Raw genomic sequence first — 15,622 nt, 5'->3', positions numbered from 1 at the left:
GACATAATCTGCGACGAAATCGAAGGCTTTTCTATAATTTAGCAGTTCTTTGACATCCTCAAAGTCAACATCTGATATTTTTTCGCCGGTTATAAGTCTTTCGGACTGGTCAAGGCTTAAATGTGTACCCTTGTACCCTTTATATGGGTGGTGTGATGTGCTTCTAAAAATCTTCTTGTTCGTCCAATGGCCGTAAGTGTAGATGCAATAGAAATAGTGAATTTTTGTTTTTACGACACTTTTACGACAAAATTTTGCCAGGGGTATTTAAGAGTCAACTTCTTTTAAGATTTCAATGATTTGTTCTTCTGTAAATCTTTTCTTCATGTTGTTTTCCTTTTTTTAGAAGATAGCCTGATTTTCTACTTTCTGTTGGACATTTTTTGGAGGGGTAATGTCAATGGTTGTTTACAAACTTCATTTTTTTTCCTTCTTCATGTAAACTCCTTTTTATACGAAATACCGAAATAAACTTGTAAATAAGAAGTCATCAGAAAGTTAAAAATTGATTTCTGAAATTTGGTAAAATCAAAGTGATAAGGAATAACAAATCCATGTTTATTAAATTGAAAGATCAATCATCTTATGAAATGCCCTCTGGAAGCACCGCTAAAGATCTAGCAGATAAATTGAATTTGAAAGGGCCACATGAAGCTTTAGGAGCTTCTATCAATGGAAAAACAGTTGATCTTTCTTATCCTTTACAAGAAGGGGATCAGGTTATTTTATGGGGTTTTAACGATCCTGAAGGAAAAGAAATTTTTTGGCACACTTCTGCTCATGTTCTCGCACAAGCTATTTTACGTTTATGGCCAGATGCACAGCCAACTATTGGACCCCCTATTGAAAATGGTTTTTACTACGATTTTGCCAATTTGACCATTTCTGATGCCGATTTTGAAAAAATTGAAAAAGAAATGCAGGCTATTATTTCTGAAAATTTTCAAATCAAACGAGAAGTTATTTCAACAAAATCCGATGCATTAAAACAATTTCAGAATAATCCTTATAAGTGTGAATTGATTAACAGTTTTGAAGACGAAAGCACATTAACAGGTTATCGGCAAGGCGAGTTTTATGATCTTTGTCGAGGCCCCCATCTCTTTAATTTAGGAAAAATAAAAGCTCTAAAATTAATGAAAACAGCTGGAGCTTATTGGAGAGGAGATTCTAATAAAGAAATGCTTACGCGCATTTACGCCATTTCTTTTCCGGATCGAAAACTTTTAAAAGATTATTTACATCAATTAGAAGAAGCTAAAAAACGTGATCACAAATTATTAGGGGCGAAATTAGATTTATTTTCCTTAAAAGAAGAGGCTCCTGGAATGCCTTTTATCCACCCTAAAGGTTTAATTGTTTGGAATCAATTGGTTGCTTACATTAGAGAATGTCTCAGCCGCCACGATTATATTGAGATCAAAACACCAACAATGATGACAAAAGAGTTGTGGGAAATTTCTGGTCATTGGGGTAATTATCGTCAAAATATGTTTATCTCACAAATTGAAGATCGTGATTTTGCCATTAAACCAATGAATTGTCCAGGTTGTATGCTTTATTATAAAAGCCATACGCATAGTTATCGTGAACTACCTTTAAGGATAGCTGAAATCGGAAATGTTCATCGCTATGAACCCTCAGGATCTTTATCAGGATTATTTAGAGTACGTAGCTTTCACCAAGATGATGCTCACATTTTTATGAAACCGTCCGATATCCAACAAGAAATTTTAGGAGTACTGGCTCTTGCAGATGAAATCTATTCTACATTTGGTCTTTCTTATCGCTTAGAATTATCGACTCGTCCTGAAAAAAACACTATTGGTACTGATCATGAATGGGAAGTAGCGACAGCAGGGCTAAAAGGCGCTCTAGATGAAATGGGAAAAGAATATCGCATTAATGAAGGAGATGGGGCCTTTTATGGACCTAAAATTGACTTTCATATTCGTGACGCAATCAATCGTAGTTGGCAATGTGGAACTATTCAGCTAGATATGGCTCTACCTGAAAAATTTGAACTCGAATACACTTTTTCGGATGGAACTCGCCAGCGCCCTGTTATGATTCACCGCGCAATATTTGGCTCAATCGAACGTTTTTTTGGTATTTTAATCGAACATTATGTAGGTAAATTTCCTCTTTGGTTAAGCCCTTCACAAATCCGATTCATTACGGTCGCTGATCGCCACGAACCTTATGCAAGAGAACTTGCTAAACGTTTTAAAAATGCAGGTTTTCATGTTGACGTGGATAGCACCCAAGAATCTGTCAGCAAAAAAGTTCGTAATGCGCAACTGGCTCAATTTAACTATATTTTAACGATCGGGGACCAAGAAGTTGAACACAAAACGGCTAATTTAAGAACTCGGGATAATGTCGTCCATGGTGAAATTCAAATTGATGAATTTATACAAAAGTTAGAAATTGAAAAACAACAACGTCAATCCCATTCTCCTTACGCTTCAGCAGAAAGGAATTAAAAAATGAAGACAATTGCGATTAGCAGTTTTAAAGGAGGAACGGCCAAAACATCGACAGCTTTACACATAGGGGCTGCTTTGGCAAAGTTTCATAAGAAAAAAGTATTACTTATTGACTTTGATGCTCAAGCTAATTTATCGACAGGCTTAGGATTTGATCCTGATGAAAATGATAGTTTAGCTCCAGTTTTACTAGGTAATAAAACAATTTCAGAAGTCATTAGAAAAACTCTTTTCCCAAATTTAGACTTAATTCCTGCTGACACATGGCTAGAAAGAGTTGAAGTAACAGGGCAACTAGCTTCTGATCGTTATTCTCACGAAAAATTGCGAGACCTTATTGCTCCTCTTAAATATGATTACATTATTATTGATACTCCACCTTCACTTTGCTGGTTGACCGAATCTGCTCTCATTGCTGCTCAACACACACTCGTTTGCATTACACCAGAGTTTTATAGTGTCAAAGGCCTTGAACGATTAAGTCAATTTATGGACAGTATTAGTCAACGCCATCCTCTAAACATTTTAGGGGTAATTTTATCATTTTGGAACGCAAGAGGAAAAAGTAATCAGGCCTTTTTAGAAGTAATAGAACGCGCTTTTCCTAAAAAGATACTACAAAATAAAATTAGACGAGATATCTCTGTTTCAGAAGCATCTATTTTTGGTAAACCTGTTTTTGAAACCGACCCTGAAGGTCGAGCTGCTGAAGATTATCTAGCTGTTACGAAAGAAATTTTAAAAAGGCTTTAAATTATTTTCTCATGTAAATCGGCTTTACATAAGAATTTTTATCATTTAATCATAAGGTTGTCATAATGGCCAATGTCAATTCCATTCTCTCTGAACGAGCAAAAAAATCTTCTCATAGTTCGAAAATGGCAGAAATGGCCAAACAATCTGCAACAGGAAATTTAACGAGCTTTTCAGGAATCTTTAGTGTGACTGAATTAAGTGATAAAGAAAAAATAAGTTTGGAGTTGTTATTAAAATCTTATGCCACAGAAAGCGACGATATTAATAATGATTTACAAACATTAATCTCTCTTACTTCAGAAGTCAAAGCTATCAACAATCAAGCTGCTATTTTACATGGAGAGAGAATTAAAAAAGCGCATCAAGTACTCACCCGTTATCGTGATGGAGCATTTACGGCTTGGTTGATAGCTGCTTACGGCAACCGTCAAACACCCTACAACCTCATGCAATATTATGAATTTTATGAGTCTATGCCAAAACCTCTTCGGCCTCAAATTGAATGGATGCCACGCCAAGCTGTTTATGTATTGGCAACCCGCTCTGGAAGCTTAGAGAAAAAACAAATCATTGTAGAAAACTACAAAGGGGAAACAAAAGCCGAAGTTTTAACTTTAATTCGACAAACTTTTCCTTTGGACAATCAAGATAAACGTCAAAAAAAAGTTGGAAAAGGCTTCATTCAAAATCTGGACCGCCTTTATAATCAAATTAAGAAGAATTCTCCTAACTTTACTTCTGCTCAAAAGAAACAAATTCATCACTTACTTGAGCAGATGCAAAATCTTATAGGTTATTAATGTTAGATAAGAACTACACTCCTTTTATTTTAGAACCAAGTTGGCAAAAAGTTCTCAAACAAGAGCTTGAGCAACCTTATATTTTTAATTTAGCAACCTTTATTGAAAATGAATACACCTCCTCTCCAAGCCCAATTTATCCTCCGCATGATTTAATTTTTAATGCATTTTATAATACTCCTTATGAAAAAGTACAGGTAGTTATTATGGGTCAAGATCCTTATCATGGCCCAGGGCAAGCCCATGGACTTAGCTTTAGTGTCCCTAAGGGAATAAGGCCACCCCCTTCTTTGCAAAATATTTTTAAAGAATTACAAACTGACATTCTCTTACCAATTCCTTCCCATGGTTGTTTGTTAAAGTGGGCTAAACAAGGCGTTTTACTTCTCAATGCCACTTTAACCGTTAAAAAAAGTGAGCCCTTGTCTCATCATGGCAGAGGATGGGAGCGATTTACTGATGCAGCTATTCTTCAACTTATCGAACGCCAAGATCCTATTATTTTTGTTCTATGGGGAAAATCCGCTCAAGATAAATGTCGTTTTTTAAAAGAATCTGTCAATATTAAGCGTCATTATATTCTCACTGCTGCACATCCTTCTCCCTATTCAGCTGCCAATGGTTTTTTCGGTTGTCGTCATTTTTCTAAAATTAATGCTTTACTCGAACAGCAAGGCAAATGCCCTATTGATTGGAGTCTTGATAATTAGAATGAAAAATAAATACCTATACTTCCATTCGACAAAATTAAAAAAAGAAAAAATAAGCTTGCCTTGAAACTCTTGAGTACCTAAAAAGAAAAAAAGTGTACTTTGGAGGTTATCATGGCATATTCAGAATTTTGCAGAGAAAAATTCTTTCCATATAAAATTGAAGGGCAAACCCGTCCTTTTATTGATCGCAATCTCCAAATTCAACTTCCTGGTGTCACTTCAAAAGAAGAAAAATCTAAAAATTATAGCCCTATTTATGCTTATTTTTCCTCTACTCTTACTAAACAACCCTCTTTTGCCCAAACTAAGGAAATTGAACTTCAAAAAGTTATGCAAGAAGCGGAATTGTCTTACGCAGCCTGGAAAAAAATGCATGAACAAATACTTCAAGCTGCAAAAAGCTATTTCTCGTCTTCTAGTAAAGATTCCTAAAATTTCTGTTATTATTTTTTAAATTTTTAATTCCAAATTTTGTCATTTTTTTGGCATTGAGTTTACATTTATTTATTTTTCATTAAATTTTCAAAAACTGAAACATTTAATTACTAATTAATAAAATTAAATTTATAATATAGTTATACCGTTTGTTGGCTAACCAGTAAATTTAGTTTATATTTTTAATATATAGGTAGTTTAAAATTGGAGTGACCGAAGGAAAATAAATAACTCTTAGGTGGGAAATGTTAATTGAAAAAGATATTCAAAAAATATTGCATCAATTGGCCGAAGGAAGTGGAATCCAGATCCCAGTCGAAGGATCGGATATTAATATACGTTTTTTAGACAACGATTCTAAATTATCCTTATCTTCCTCTGTTTATCATGGGGGCAATTACATTCCTTCTAGTGTAAGGGATTGTTTATCTCATAAATCCCCATTTTCCCACCTTTCTTCTATATACACATATTTGTTTATTGATGAACAACGCTATCAAATTTATCTCCATTATTTAGGGCATGCAAATATTCTTAATCTGGAAGAACTAAAAAACTTATTAGAAGAATTCAATGCGATTGCTGAAAAATGGCGCTTTTATTTAGATGAGCATGATAAACATGATTTGATTTATATAAGAGTTAAATAATTAAAAATCAGTCTGCAAAATTTATTATTCTATTTTTTAAATTGAGGAACTTAATTTTAAATGTGAATATTTACTACAGTTAAGTTTATAAGTAACGCCGTTTTCTACTAAAAATCGCAAATTCATTTGATCCTATTAAAGGATAACCAATAGCAATTGAGTTAAAATATCAAAATTAATAAAGCGGCAATAATAAAAACTCCTACAATTGCATAGCGACGTTTAGCTTGCAAAAACCTGAAATGGAATGACTTTAAACCTTACTAGGCAAAGCAGAAGATAGGCTATTTGACAAATGATTACCTGACTAAAAAGCAATAATGTGTAGCCAACCTAATAATTTTAAAATCTAGGGATTTTGCCTGATAAAGAAATTAACTCCTTTTAAATAGAGCAATTTGCTACAGAAATTGTCACAAAATGAACTAATAACATCCAAATCCTTGACCTATTAAAAAAAAGAATTAAAAATATCTTTTTCTCTTATTTAGTCTAATTAAAAGGAATTGAAAAATTAATTAATCGGAAAAAAGGGGATGTTAGGTCAAGGCTACAAAAAACTTTAAAAGTTAGCATGAGTGCTTCTAATGGACCAAGTCTAGTAACCATGTGAGACAACAGGTATTTCATAATCCAAAATTTATTTTAAGGATAAAACAACTACATGGGAAGTTTGCCAATGGAATTTTCCAAATTTCTTGCTCTTGCATGAAAAATATTACTGCTTTTTAGCTGACGCGCATGCTACTTTATCAATTTTATAGGATTCGAACGAGTTGGCGAAATTTCTTCTTCATATCAAGCTTTTTTAATACTCTTATCTCTTTACTTAACTTTGAACAAACTGAGAAATTTTTTCCTTTCTAAAAAGAATTACGCCTATCACTAAATTAGCTAAAATTTTACCTGTAACAATCATAAAGTGCTTCTGAACGATCTGTTTTAATAATTAATTATTTTGTGCTAACTAACTCAAAGACAAAACCTTTATTGAATATACTAGCGCCTTTTGTTATACATAAAGTCCTTAAACATCAAAAATAAATATTATAACTTAGCATTCCTTTCTCATTTGATACTCCATTTGTAAATAAATTTAATAATTTTCTTTATTCATATAAAATGTTAATCTCAAAAGTAAAAATCATTATAATTTTTATTTTGTAAAGATAATATGTTAAATAAATGGATTTATCTATTCACTATCTTGATATTAGGCTTATACAAATCTATATATAGTCTAGAAAGCGAATCTTATTATCAAGTTTCCAGAGAAGAGCACACTTTTTCCACAATTTTTGACATGACTTGGCAGAAACAGCCTGTTGGAACTGTTGTAAAAAGTGTTTTTCATTTAACTACTGAATATGACTTATATAATCGTTTTGGATTATATGAAGCAAAGGGGATTTGCCGACTCATTAGTCTAGGAACTTTTTTTAGTTGGGGTACAGCTATCGACTTATTTGATATTGATAATCGCCTCATTGGTTTTATTGAAGGAAAGTTTTTTACTCAAGAAGCAGCCCAATTTAATTTTTATAACGAAGCTAAAAAACTTATAGCAATAGCAATTTTATATCCGAAAGATAAACAATTTAAAATTGTAGATCCTATCTACCATCATTTGATTGCTTCGCTAACTTACCAAAAAACCAATGATAATATGGATTTAATTGCCATCTATAAACCTAAAAAAATTCCAGCCCCTTATCTCAAAATTTTTTCTGCTTTTGCCTGTGATGCAAACGAATATTTGATCAAGATTGACTAGAATGATTATTCCATTTATAGTATTGACCATTTTATAGGTTAAAATCACCATGGATATAGCTGAAAATAATGTTGTTCGATTTATTAGCATTACAAAGAAAAAAGATGGTATGTTCGCTAATTTCCGCGTAAAAGGAATGAAAGGAGGAGTGACATTTAGCTCTTCTATTAGTGTAGATATTAGTCAAGCTAATGTACATGCTGGAGATCCTTTAGAAAAAATTATCGAAGAATGTGGACGTATAGCAGTCAGAATGTTCGAAACTAAACTCCAATTTGAAGGTCTCATCAAAATATAATCTTTTATCTGGGTGTAGCGCAGCTTGGCTAGCGCACTTGCATGGGGTGCAAGGGGTCGGAAGTTCAAATCTTCTCACCCAGATTCTTTTATATCAATCACTTAAAGGCATTCTCATTGAGAATGCCTTTTGTGTATTTAGGCTTAGGTGGTGAATGATGCACGAAAGTTTTTCTCGTAATATGAAAAAAAATAAAGATATTTCTCATAATAGGCTCTCTTTTAGCAACACCATTCGGCATGAATGCTTATGAAGTTCAAGATCCTTCTTTATCTAAGCAATACCAGCCAGTCATCTTTTCTGAAGTAAAAGGTATAGAATGGGTAAAAAAATGCATTCAACAGTATCCCGAAATTCTCTGGCTGGCAGATGGCGAAGTACGCAAAACAGAAGAAGGGCAAGCGACTGAAAATAGTCCTTATTCAGAACAACTCTTTGGTCAAAAATTTATTGAATTTGACAGAACGATTATGACAATTCGCTGTTTGCAATTGATCCTTGATGGTAGCGAAAATGCTTATCAGGAATTCATGGTAGATTAACAAGGTAATGCAAAACTTTCAAGGACAAGCTTCGAAAGATTGCACGCACAAGGAATCGATTTAATAAAATCAAAATATACCGCATGTCTGAATTGGAAATAATACAAGCTATGGAAGCTTCTCTTGTACTGGGAGATATAGGCAAGAGTGGTAAGGCAAGAGAAATTTTTAATCCTTATGGTGCTAATGCCCCTGATCACGATGATTTCCATGGAGAAGCGATGCAGATTCTGGAGCGTTATCCAAACCATTGCCCAACATTTGATGAATTGGCTCCGTCAGCTAAAAAATTACTCCTTCAAACAGCTAATCTAGCTCATTATGGTCATGTGACTCATCTTGAAGGAGGGCCTGGCATGTTTTCTAAGTTAAAACAAAGTTCCCTTCTCTCTTCCTTTCCTATAGCTTTCGCATTTGACTTTTTTGTGCATACCTGTGATGTCGCTGGAGCTCTAGGCCATGTAAATAATCGATCTTCTTTAGTCTATACTGAATCATTTCATCAAGCTATGCAATCTGTTATGGGTGCTTGCAAAGTTCTGGCTGACTCTAAGAAAACAGAAGTGGATGCTTACAATACCTATTTAAAAATTAGAGCTGATTTCCTTTAACCCTCAGTTAGGAATAACTCGAGAAGAAAGAATTTCAAAAGCTGTAATTTTGGGACTCCCGTTCCTTGCAAAAGTTTTGGAAAAACATAAGCAATCCCTTTTCGAAAATAAAGCTAATCCGAAGATCCCTTTGAATTTTAATAAAGCAGCAGGAATCGCAAAAGAGAGACCATATGCTCTTCTTAACGAGTTCAATATCGATCAAGAGGGAAATGTATGCATTTTAAATTGATCGATCAAATCAGACATAGCATAACGTTATTTATAGTTTTTTTCGCTTGTGGAGTTATATCTTTGTCTGCTTCTACAGATTTATACCATAAAGTAAGAGTTGTCATTTTTGATTGTGATGGAGTTTTAGTTGATACAGAATATTTGAAATTTTTAGCATGGCAAGAAGCATTAGCTAGTTACAATGTTGATTTTTCTATTGAAGAGTACATGCCACTTGTCGGACATAGCTCAAAAAATATTCTTGCAATGATAGAACGGTCAAAACGATTAAAGCTGCCTAAACAAATTATTGATTTGAAAAATGACAAATACAAGGCTCTTCAAAAACAAGGAGTTCAAGCAATTCAACCGATGGTGGACTTTGCTAAAGCGTTGTCCGAAAATAAAGAAAGGTTAGCATTAAAACTAGGTCTTGCCTCTTCAGCCCCAAAAGAAGAGATTTTGATTAATCTACAACAAATTGGTTTAGATAATGCCTTTGACTTGGTAATTTCTGGTTCTGATGACCTAGAAGGCTATATTGATGAAGAAGGTAAAAATAAACCGAAGCCCTATATTTATATTGAAGCGGCTAAAAGGTTGAATATACTTCCAGAACTTTGTTTGGTTTTTGAAGATACCGCAGCCGGTGTAGATGCTGCAGCAGGCTCTGGGATGACTGTCATTGCTGTACCCAAACAATTTACCATTAATCAAGTTTTCTCTAAGGCATCAGCAGTGCTTCCCTCTTACGAAGAATTGCCTAGCATTGAGATTTTCCAACAATAATTTAAACATTTAATTACAGGGAAGGGAATCTATGCCCTATACAATTGTCCTAACGCCGCCTGCAGAACAGGCTCTAAAATATATAGAAGTATCACAAGCTCTTTATAGCGACTATCAACCCAACTATTTGCTGGCAAGAGATGGAACATCTTCTCCACACATTACTGTTGTACAGTTTGAATGTGAGTCATCTGATCTCGCATATCAAGTTTGGACCAAAATGTGTGAAAAAATGAGCAAAGAAACCATTATTCCTTTTAGCCCTCCATTTATTGGAGTAGCTTTTGTTGAAGGAGCTGGTCTTTACGCAAATACTACTTGGATAGAATTGTCCGTTAAAAGAGGAGATAAAAATTCTCCTATTATGAAAGTGCATTATGCTGCTTTAGAAGTGCTTGAGCAGTTCGGTTTGAAGCCTCTAAATGCTTGCGATAATGACTATAGGCCACACCTAACACTAGCCCGAATTAGTATGCCTGAGCAAATGAAAATCTGGCCTAAAAATCTATGCGAGAATCCAGGTAATTTTAAACTAGAATTTGGCTTGTCGGATGAGAAGTGGCAGTATGCTCAAACCCTTGGATTTTTTCCTTAAATTCTACAAAACCTTCCCGATTGACAGAATTGGGTAGATTTTGTAGAATTAAGATATGAGAAATTCAAAATACGCTGAACAGTTAAAGTCTTTTCAGTACATTCCCTTCTTCACAGTCGAACAAGCTGCTGATCGGAATGTGCCAAGACATGCTATCGCCTATTTAGTCAAAAAAGGCATTCTTGAAAGGATTTACCCTGGAACGTATCGCTTTACTGAGTATGAACCTAAAGTTGACTTCCAATGGGAAAACTTAGGGTTAATAGCAGCAAGTATTCCCAAAGGGGTAATCTGTTTGATCTCTGCTCTTTGCTATTACGAATTAACAGATCAAGTAATGAGAGAAATTTGGATAGCTATTCCTCATGAATCTTATGCTCCTAAAAGACCGAATACAAAAGTCATTAGAATGCGTAATACTAATCTTGGAAAAACTGAAATTGTTTTAGGGGAATATAAGGTGAAAATTTTTGATCAAGAACGTTGCATCATCGATGCCTTTCGCTATCTTAGCAAAGAAATTGCTATCAAAGCTCTTCAAAGATATCTCAAAAATACTGCCAATAAGGCAGATCTGAAAAAATTAGGCGCTTACGCAAAAAAATTACGGGTGGATATCACTCCTTACATCTTATCTTGTACGACATGACAACAGACTTAGAAAAATCATTTAAAGCTAAACTTAGAACTATTGCAAAAGAAAAAAATCGAGATCCTGCAGATCTTTGGCAATCTCTGACATTAGAACGCTTCCTTGTCCGCTTAGCTAGGTCGAAATATCGCGATCAATTTGTATTGAAAGGCGGCATCCTCCTGTCTAGATACCTAGAGATTGGAAGAGAAACAACCGATTTGGATTTTTTAGCTAAAAAAATCAGCAATCAAGTTTTGTCTTTGCGGGTTGTTTTTGAAGAAATTGCGGAGATTGATATCAATGATGGATTCATCTTTAAAGAAGTTAAGGCTAGCGAATTAACCCATCCTCACATGGGGTATCCAGGCGTTGAAATTTCTATAATGGCTTATTTTGGGCGTACTCGATTTAAGGTCGCAATAGATATTGGCTTTGGAGATATTGTTGAACCTATTGAATATAAAATTAGACTCACAAATTACTCAAAGGGTGATCTTTTTGAAGACAGCGTCGAATTGGCTTGCTATCCGAAAGAATTCATCTTTGCTGAAAAGTTAGAGACTATCATACATCGGGGATCTTTCAATAGTCGTATGAAGGACTTTCACGACATTTACTCCATGATATTGTCATCAGCACTTCTCTCATTTAAGAGTTTAGAGAATGTCATTCGGATTGTATTCAAACATCGAGAAACAGAGTTACTTTTACCAATTTCTTTTCAAGAGGATGAAATTATCCGTATGCAAAGTTTTTGGAGTGAGTATTTAAAGAGTTTACGCGAAGAGAATGTTGAAGGTCTTCCGTCATTGTTTTCGGATCTCGTAACAAAAATTAACCAGTGGCTTAAATTGAACACCAAGTTCATCTAAAAATATCGAACGACATAAGAACCTTTTGGTATCGATTCATCATTGTCTTTAGCCGGTAAAAGTATAAGGCTATCAGCTTCAATAAATGAAAAATCATAAGACCATTTGAAATTCCATAAAAATTATGGCAACATGATAAGACAATAAATCTTATAAATCAGCTTCCAAGATATGATGTGGAAGATGTTTTTATGAGATAGTATGAGACTAAATGAGACGATATGAAACAATAAAAAACTTGCACGGGGTGCAAGGGATAGGAAGTTCAAATCTTCTCACCCAGAATCTTTTATATCAATCACTTAAAGGCATTCTCATTGAGAATGCCTTATTAGCAAAAACAACGATAGTTTTAAGAATAGACGTCAGGGAAGAAAGGTCGCTTTTAAATTCTAATATCTTTGATTCAGGCTGTTTAATAAGAATTTCAATATCCATAAAACCTTCTTTATTTTTCTAAAATTATGCCAAATCCGGCAACGCATTTGCCGGATTTGGCCGGATTTTGTTATTTGATTTAAGAAATGGAGTGAAAAAAGGAAAAGTTTTTGATTAAATTTTGATTCAATTAAACATCTGTACAGTATTTATTATTATTTCAAATCTCTGAGAATGAAAGGAATTTATAGGGCTGAAATTAAAACTGTAGGGAAAATGGAAAAACTGGTTGCGCTGTGTAAGCGAAGTGGTTTTATTTTTTAATCTTCTAAAATTTATGGAGGATTAAGCAATTTTTGGGATTATGGCCCTCTTGGTGTCGAACTAAAACGGAATGTGAAAGATGGTTGGTGGTACAATATTGTGCAGGTTCCTCACTAGGGAATTGATGGCAATCTTCTTGAAATTGTTGGTGCTGATTGTTCAATTATTATGAATCCTAAGAATGGAGAGAAAACCATTATAAATAGTGTCTTCATAGCGCTAGATGATCTTTGTCTGGAAGAATTTAGAAAGACTTATGAGCTAAAAACAATCAACGCATAGATAGTGCGTTTTTTTATTTTAAAATGAACCTAATTATGGAGTAATGTCAAACTGAATAAATCAGATTGTTGAACAACAAATACGAAACAATTTCCTGAATAGTCCTATATAAACTATAGTCTCGACTAAAAACTTACTTAAAGTCTCTTACATTGAAGCATCTTCAACTTTAGATTTTAAATTTGTTTCCAGCTTTATTTTAACAATTGATCACGTTGGAGAAAATAAAATAAATTTACAGAGCATGTCAAAAACAGGATCAAATTTATTCGATCGCTTCAATTGTTTCGATACCTGGAAGTTCTTTTAGAGCTTTTAAAACTGATAAAGTATTAATATTAGAAACAGATTTAAAATATAATCGAACCAACTCCTTTTCACCTTCTGGTTCAATTTGAAAATTAGTTAAATCTAATCGCAACTGCATTTTAATTAAAACATCTTCAATAGATGAAATAGAAACTGTGGGTTTCATTGTAAATCGAATTTCTTTAAAAAACTTTTTTTTAAAGAAATAGTTTTCCAATGGTTTAACACATGCTAAAACAATAAAAATCATCACCGTCATGGAAATGGCGGCTAAATAAAGACCTCCTCCAATAGAAAGGCCAACCGCAGCAACAGCCCATAAGCTAGCTGCAGTCGTTAATCCTTTAATCGTATTTTTCCAAAATAAAATAGTGCCAGTACCCAGAAATCCAATTCCACTGACGACTTGAGCAGCCACACGTGAGGGATCTAAAACGATTAATTGCGACCTTAACACATCATTAAATCCATATTGAGACACAATCATCAATAAACTCGATCCCATACAAACTAACATATGCGTCCGGAGTCCAGCAAACCAGCTTGTGCGTTCTCGTTCTAGGCCAATTAAACCGCCCATTGTTGCAGCTAACATTAAACGTAATAAAATTTCAACATGCGAAAGCATGGGCGCAAAATTTTCCATTTTTTCCATGAATTGATTCGTTTTATCGATTTGTATCAAACTTTGGTTGTCATTTCAATCAACATTTAATAAATTTTTTAAAATTTCACTGAATCCATGTTTGCTTATCTCAAAAAACTCATCTCTCAAAAAGAGTCAATAATTCAATATGTTCGCTACCAGGAAAAAGGCTATACCCCTCTAATTTTTTTAGATTCCATCCTTGCGAAATAAGTGTCTCCTTATTTTTTTTAAAAGAATCCCATCCACAACTTACATAGATCAATTGATCGACAGAAGATTGCGTTAAACCTTCGATAAACTTTCGACTCAATCCTTTTCTTGGAGGGTCTACAATCACAGTATCAGCACCTTGTAGTAGATTTAAATTTTCATCCGCAGATCCTGTATAAAACATAATTTTTTGGCTAATTTCACTAGATAATTGTTGCTTTGCGTAGTAAAAGCACTCTTTGGAGTGAGGATTGATTTCTTCACATTTAATCCAAGAACATTTTGCGGCAACAGACAACCCAATTGTTCCCACTCCTGCAAAAAACTCGACAACTTTAGCCTTCTCCCGAACCCATGATTTTACTTTTTTTAACAGCTTTTCAAAAAGATCAAGGTTAGCTTGAGCGAAATTAGAGGGTTGAAAACAAATTTTGACACCATCAAAACTTTCCCACAAATAAGGCTCACCCCACACTTTCTCCCATTTGTCTGTAAAAATTGTGTTCGTAGCATGGGGATTAAAATTTACCCAAATAGAATGCCAAAACGCATTTGTCGTTTCCTGAGCCAATTCTAGGAGAAGCTTGCGCCATATTTGGGATTCTGGCGAAGAAAAATCTTTAAAATTTAAAACAAACACTATTTGAACTTTTCCACTTGCTCGCTCTACAACAAATTGTAAGTAGCGCAAATCTCCGGCTTGTGAATGCTCTTGATAAGGATTTAATTGATGTCTTTCCATCCAGTTTTGAATCATAGTAACCGCTTGATTAATGCGAGGGTGATGAACTAAACAAAATGGGATATTTAGCGCTTCGTGAGACCCTTTTTTAAATAATCCTATGATAGGATTTTGTTTTGTTCCTCTCACAGCTAATTTCGCCCGACATCTCCAACCTGTTAATGTTCCTTGATGCAAAATAGGATTTAATGTTTCTTTAAAATTTTCAATCACTTCACGCCAAATGGGTGGTTCAACAAAAAGCTGATGAGAGCACCCTGCACACGAATCAAAATGAGGGCAAGAAAGTGCTTGTTTGGAAATGGGAAATAACATGAATTTTTTCTTTAAAATAAATAGTTATACTGATGATTAGAAACACTAAAAACTTTCATTATCATCCGACCTTATCTACGAAAGGAGGAATGAAAAAATACCATCTTTGCACAAATAAAATGCGTTCATAAGTACGCTTTTTATGTTGGCAACATCGTTGATAAAAGGTCGATGATTTTTTTTATGTTAATAAAGCCTAACTTTTCAACTTGTTTTAAACAGATTATTAACAGAGCATTTAT

General features: G+C 34.1%; 18 protein-coding genes and 1 tRNA gene. 15 read left to right on the top strand and 4 right to left on the bottom strand.

What is annotated here, in order from left to right; genetic code table 11:
- The first annotated feature begins 554 nt into the window (after nt 1-554).
- From thrS to PC_RS09595, 15 genes are all read left to right on the top strand, one after another.
- Nucleotides 555-2,486 (top strand): threonine--tRNA ligase, encoded by a 1,932-nt coding sequence (thrS, locus tag PC_RS09670; protein WP_044045293.1) that lies wholly within the window; start codon nt 555-557, stop codon nt 2,484-2,486.
- 3 nt (nt 2,487-2,489) lie between these two features.
- A complete protein-coding gene (locus PC_RS09665; protein WP_011176557.1) occupies nt 2,490-3,242 on the top strand; it encodes a ParA family protein in 753 nt (250 codons plus the stop codon).
- A 65-nt stretch (nt 3,243-3,307) separates the two neighbouring features.
- Nucleotides 3,308-4,045: a CT583 family protein gene (locus PC_RS09660; RefSeq protein WP_011176556.1), complete on the top strand. Its 738-nt coding sequence runs from the start codon at nt 3,308-3,310 to the stop codon at nt 4,043-4,045.
- The gene (gene ung, locus PC_RS09655; RefSeq protein WP_011176555.1) at nt 4,045-4,755 is read left to right on the top strand and encodes a uracil-DNA glycosylase; all 711 of its coding nucleotides are present in this window, start codon (nt 4,045-4,047) and stop codon (nt 4,753-4,755) included. The genes PC_RS09660 and ung overlap by 1 nt, the downstream gene beginning before the upstream one ends.
- 114 nt (nt 4,756-4,869) lie before the next feature.
- Nucleotides 4,870-5,190 (top strand): hypothetical protein, encoded by a 321-nt coding sequence (locus tag PC_RS09650; RefSeq protein WP_039360988.1) that lies wholly within the window; start codon nt 4,870-4,872, stop codon nt 5,188-5,190.
- A gap of 248 nt (nt 5,191-5,438) precedes the next feature.
- A complete protein-coding gene (locus tag PC_RS09645; RefSeq protein WP_044045292.1) occupies nt 5,439-5,843 on the top strand; it encodes a hypothetical protein in 405 nt (134 codons plus the stop codon).
- Nucleotides 5,844-7,017: 1,174 nt separating this feature from the next.
- Entirely contained in the window at nt 7,018-7,617 is a 600-nt protein-coding gene (locus PC_RS09640) for a hypothetical protein (RefSeq protein WP_011176552.1), read from the top strand.
- A 49-nt stretch (nt 7,618-7,666) separates the two neighbouring features.
- Entirely contained in the window at nt 7,667-7,915 is a 249-nt protein-coding gene (locus PC_RS09635; protein ID WP_011176551.1) for a hypothetical protein, read from the top strand.
- 8 nt (nt 7,916-7,923) lie between these two features.
- Nucleotides 7,924-7,998: transfer RNA gene (locus PC_RS09630), tRNA-Pro, on the top strand.
- A 156-nt stretch (nt 7,999-8,154) separates the two neighbouring features.
- On the top strand, nt 8,155-8,457 hold the full coding sequence (locus PC_RS09625) for a hypothetical protein (protein WP_011176550.1): 303 nt from the start codon (nt 8,155-8,157) through the stop codon (nt 8,455-8,457).
- A 38-nt stretch (nt 8,458-8,495) separates the two neighbouring features.
- Nucleotides 8,496-9,068 (top strand): DUF6829 domain-containing protein, encoded by a 573-nt coding sequence (locus tag PC_RS09620; protein ID WP_338140396.1) that lies wholly within the window; start codon nt 8,496-8,498, stop codon nt 9,066-9,068.
- Nucleotides 9,069-9,284: 216 nt separating this feature from the next.
- Nucleotides 9,285-10,070, top strand: coding sequence for an HAD family hydrolase (locus tag PC_RS09610; protein ID WP_011176547.1), 786 nt, complete (start codon nt 9,285-9,287; stop codon nt 10,068-10,070).
- Nucleotides 10,071-10,101: 31 nt separating this feature from the next.
- Nucleotides 10,102-10,665 carry a hypothetical protein gene (locus PC_RS09605; protein WP_011176546.1) on the top strand — a complete coding sequence of 188 codons (564 nt, stop codon included), beginning with the start codon at nt 10,102-10,104 and terminating at the stop codon, nt 10,663-10,665.
- A 55-nt stretch (nt 10,666-10,720) separates the two neighbouring features.
- Nucleotides 10,721-11,314, top strand: coding sequence for a type IV toxin-antitoxin system AbiEi family antitoxin domain-containing protein (locus PC_RS09600; RefSeq protein WP_011176545.1), 594 nt, complete (start codon nt 10,721-10,723; stop codon nt 11,312-11,314).
- Nucleotides 11,311-12,171 (top strand): nucleotidyl transferase AbiEii/AbiGii toxin family protein, encoded by an 861-nt coding sequence (locus PC_RS09595; protein WP_052278702.1) that lies wholly within the window; start codon nt 11,311-11,313, stop codon nt 12,169-12,171. The genes PC_RS09600 and PC_RS09595 overlap by 4 nt, the downstream gene beginning before the upstream one ends.
- A 294-nt stretch (nt 12,172-12,465) precedes the next feature.
- Here the strand turns inward: PC_RS09595 and PC_RS11620 are convergent, their stop codons facing one another.
- The 4 genes from PC_RS11620 to PC_RS09585 all read right to left on the bottom strand — a co-directional run bounded on the left by PC_RS11620 (nt 12,466) and on the right by PC_RS09585 (nt 15,380).
- Nucleotides 12,466-12,609, bottom strand: a complete 144-nt coding sequence (locus tag PC_RS11620; RefSeq protein WP_181679122.1) for an AlbA family DNA-binding domain-containing protein — start codon at nt 12,607-12,609, stop codon at nt 12,466-12,468.
- Between the two features lie 268 nt (nt 12,610-12,877).
- Nucleotides 12,878-13,036 carry a hypothetical protein gene (locus PC_RS11885; RefSeq protein WP_181679121.1) on the bottom strand — a complete coding sequence of 53 codons (159 nt, stop codon included), beginning with the start codon at nt 13,034-13,036 and terminating at the stop codon, nt 12,878-12,880.
- A gap of 384 nt (nt 13,037-13,420) precedes the next feature.
- Nucleotides 13,421-14,110 (bottom strand): MgtC/SapB family protein, encoded by a 690-nt coding sequence (locus PC_RS09590; RefSeq protein WP_011176542.1) that lies wholly within the window; start codon nt 14,108-14,110, stop codon nt 13,421-13,423.
- Nucleotides 14,111-14,228: 118 nt separating this feature from the next.
- Nucleotides 14,229-15,380 (bottom strand): class I SAM-dependent RNA methyltransferase family protein, encoded by a 1,152-nt coding sequence (locus tag PC_RS09585; RefSeq protein WP_011176541.1) that lies wholly within the window; start codon nt 15,378-15,380, stop codon nt 14,229-14,231.
- Nucleotides 15,381-15,622 lie beyond the last annotated feature (242 nt).

Source organism: Candidatus Protochlamydia amoebophila UWE25, from assembly GCF_000011565.2.
GTDB lineage: Bacteria > Chlamydiota > Chlamydiia > Chlamydiales > Parachlamydiaceae > Protochlamydia > Protochlamydia amoebophila.
Note: the sequence above shows the minus strand (reverse complement) of the source record. Positions and strands in the feature narration are given on the sequence as shown.

Excerpts from the sequence above, each read along its gene's own strand:
- thrS (WP_044045293.1), top strand. The coding sequence starts at position 555 with ATGTTTATTAAATTGAAAGATCAATCATCTTATGAAATGCCCTCTGGA.
- PC_RS09665 (WP_011176557.1), top strand. The coding sequence starts at position 2,490 with ATGAAGACAATTGCGATTAGCAGTTTTAAAGGAGGAACGGCCAAAACA.
- PC_RS09660 (WP_011176556.1), top strand. The coding sequence starts at position 3,308 with ATGGCCAATGTCAATTCCATTCTCTCTGAACGAGCAAAAAAATCTTCT.
- ung (WP_011176555.1), top strand. The coding sequence starts at position 4,045 with ATGTTAGATAAGAACTACACTCCTTTTATTTTAGAACCAAGTTGGCAA.
- PC_RS09650 (WP_039360988.1), top strand. The coding sequence starts at position 4,870 with ATGGCATATTCAGAATTTTGCAGAGAAAAATTCTTTCCATATAAAATT.
- PC_RS09645 (WP_044045292.1), top strand. The coding sequence starts at position 5,439 with ATGTTAATTGAAAAAGATATTCAAAAAATATTGCATCAATTGGCCGAA.
- PC_RS09640 (WP_011176552.1), top strand. The coding sequence starts at position 7,018 with ATGTTAAATAAATGGATTTATCTATTCACTATCTTGATATTAGGCTTA.
- PC_RS09635 (WP_011176551.1), top strand. The coding sequence starts at position 7,667 with ATGGATATAGCTGAAAATAATGTTGTTCGATTTATTAGCATTACAAAG.
- PC_RS09625 (WP_011176550.1), top strand. The coding sequence starts at position 8,155 with ATGAATGCTTATGAAGTTCAAGATCCTTCTTTATCTAAGCAATACCAG.
- PC_RS09610 (WP_011176547.1), top strand. The coding sequence starts at position 9,285 with ATGCATTTTAAATTGATCGATCAAATCAGACATAGCATAACGTTATTT.
- PC_RS09605 (WP_011176546.1), top strand. The coding sequence starts at position 10,102 with ATGCCCTATACAATTGTCCTAACGCCGCCTGCAGAACAGGCTCTAAAA.
- PC_RS09600 (WP_011176545.1), top strand. The coding sequence starts at position 10,721 with ATGAGAAATTCAAAATACGCTGAACAGTTAAAGTCTTTTCAGTACATT.
- PC_RS09595 (WP_052278702.1), top strand. The coding sequence starts at position 11,311 with ATGACAACAGACTTAGAAAAATCATTTAAAGCTAAACTTAGAACTATT.
- PC_RS11620 (WP_181679122.1), bottom strand. The coding sequence starts at position 12,609 with ATGGATATTGAAATTCTTATTAAACAGCCTGAATCAAAGATATTAGAA.
- PC_RS09590 (WP_011176542.1), bottom strand. The coding sequence starts at position 14,110 with ATGGAAAATTTTGCGCCCATGCTTTCGCATGTTGAAATTTTATTACGT.
- PC_RS09585 (WP_011176541.1), bottom strand. The coding sequence starts at position 15,380 with ATGTTATTTCCCATTTCCAAACAAGCACTTTCTTGCCCTCATTTTGAT.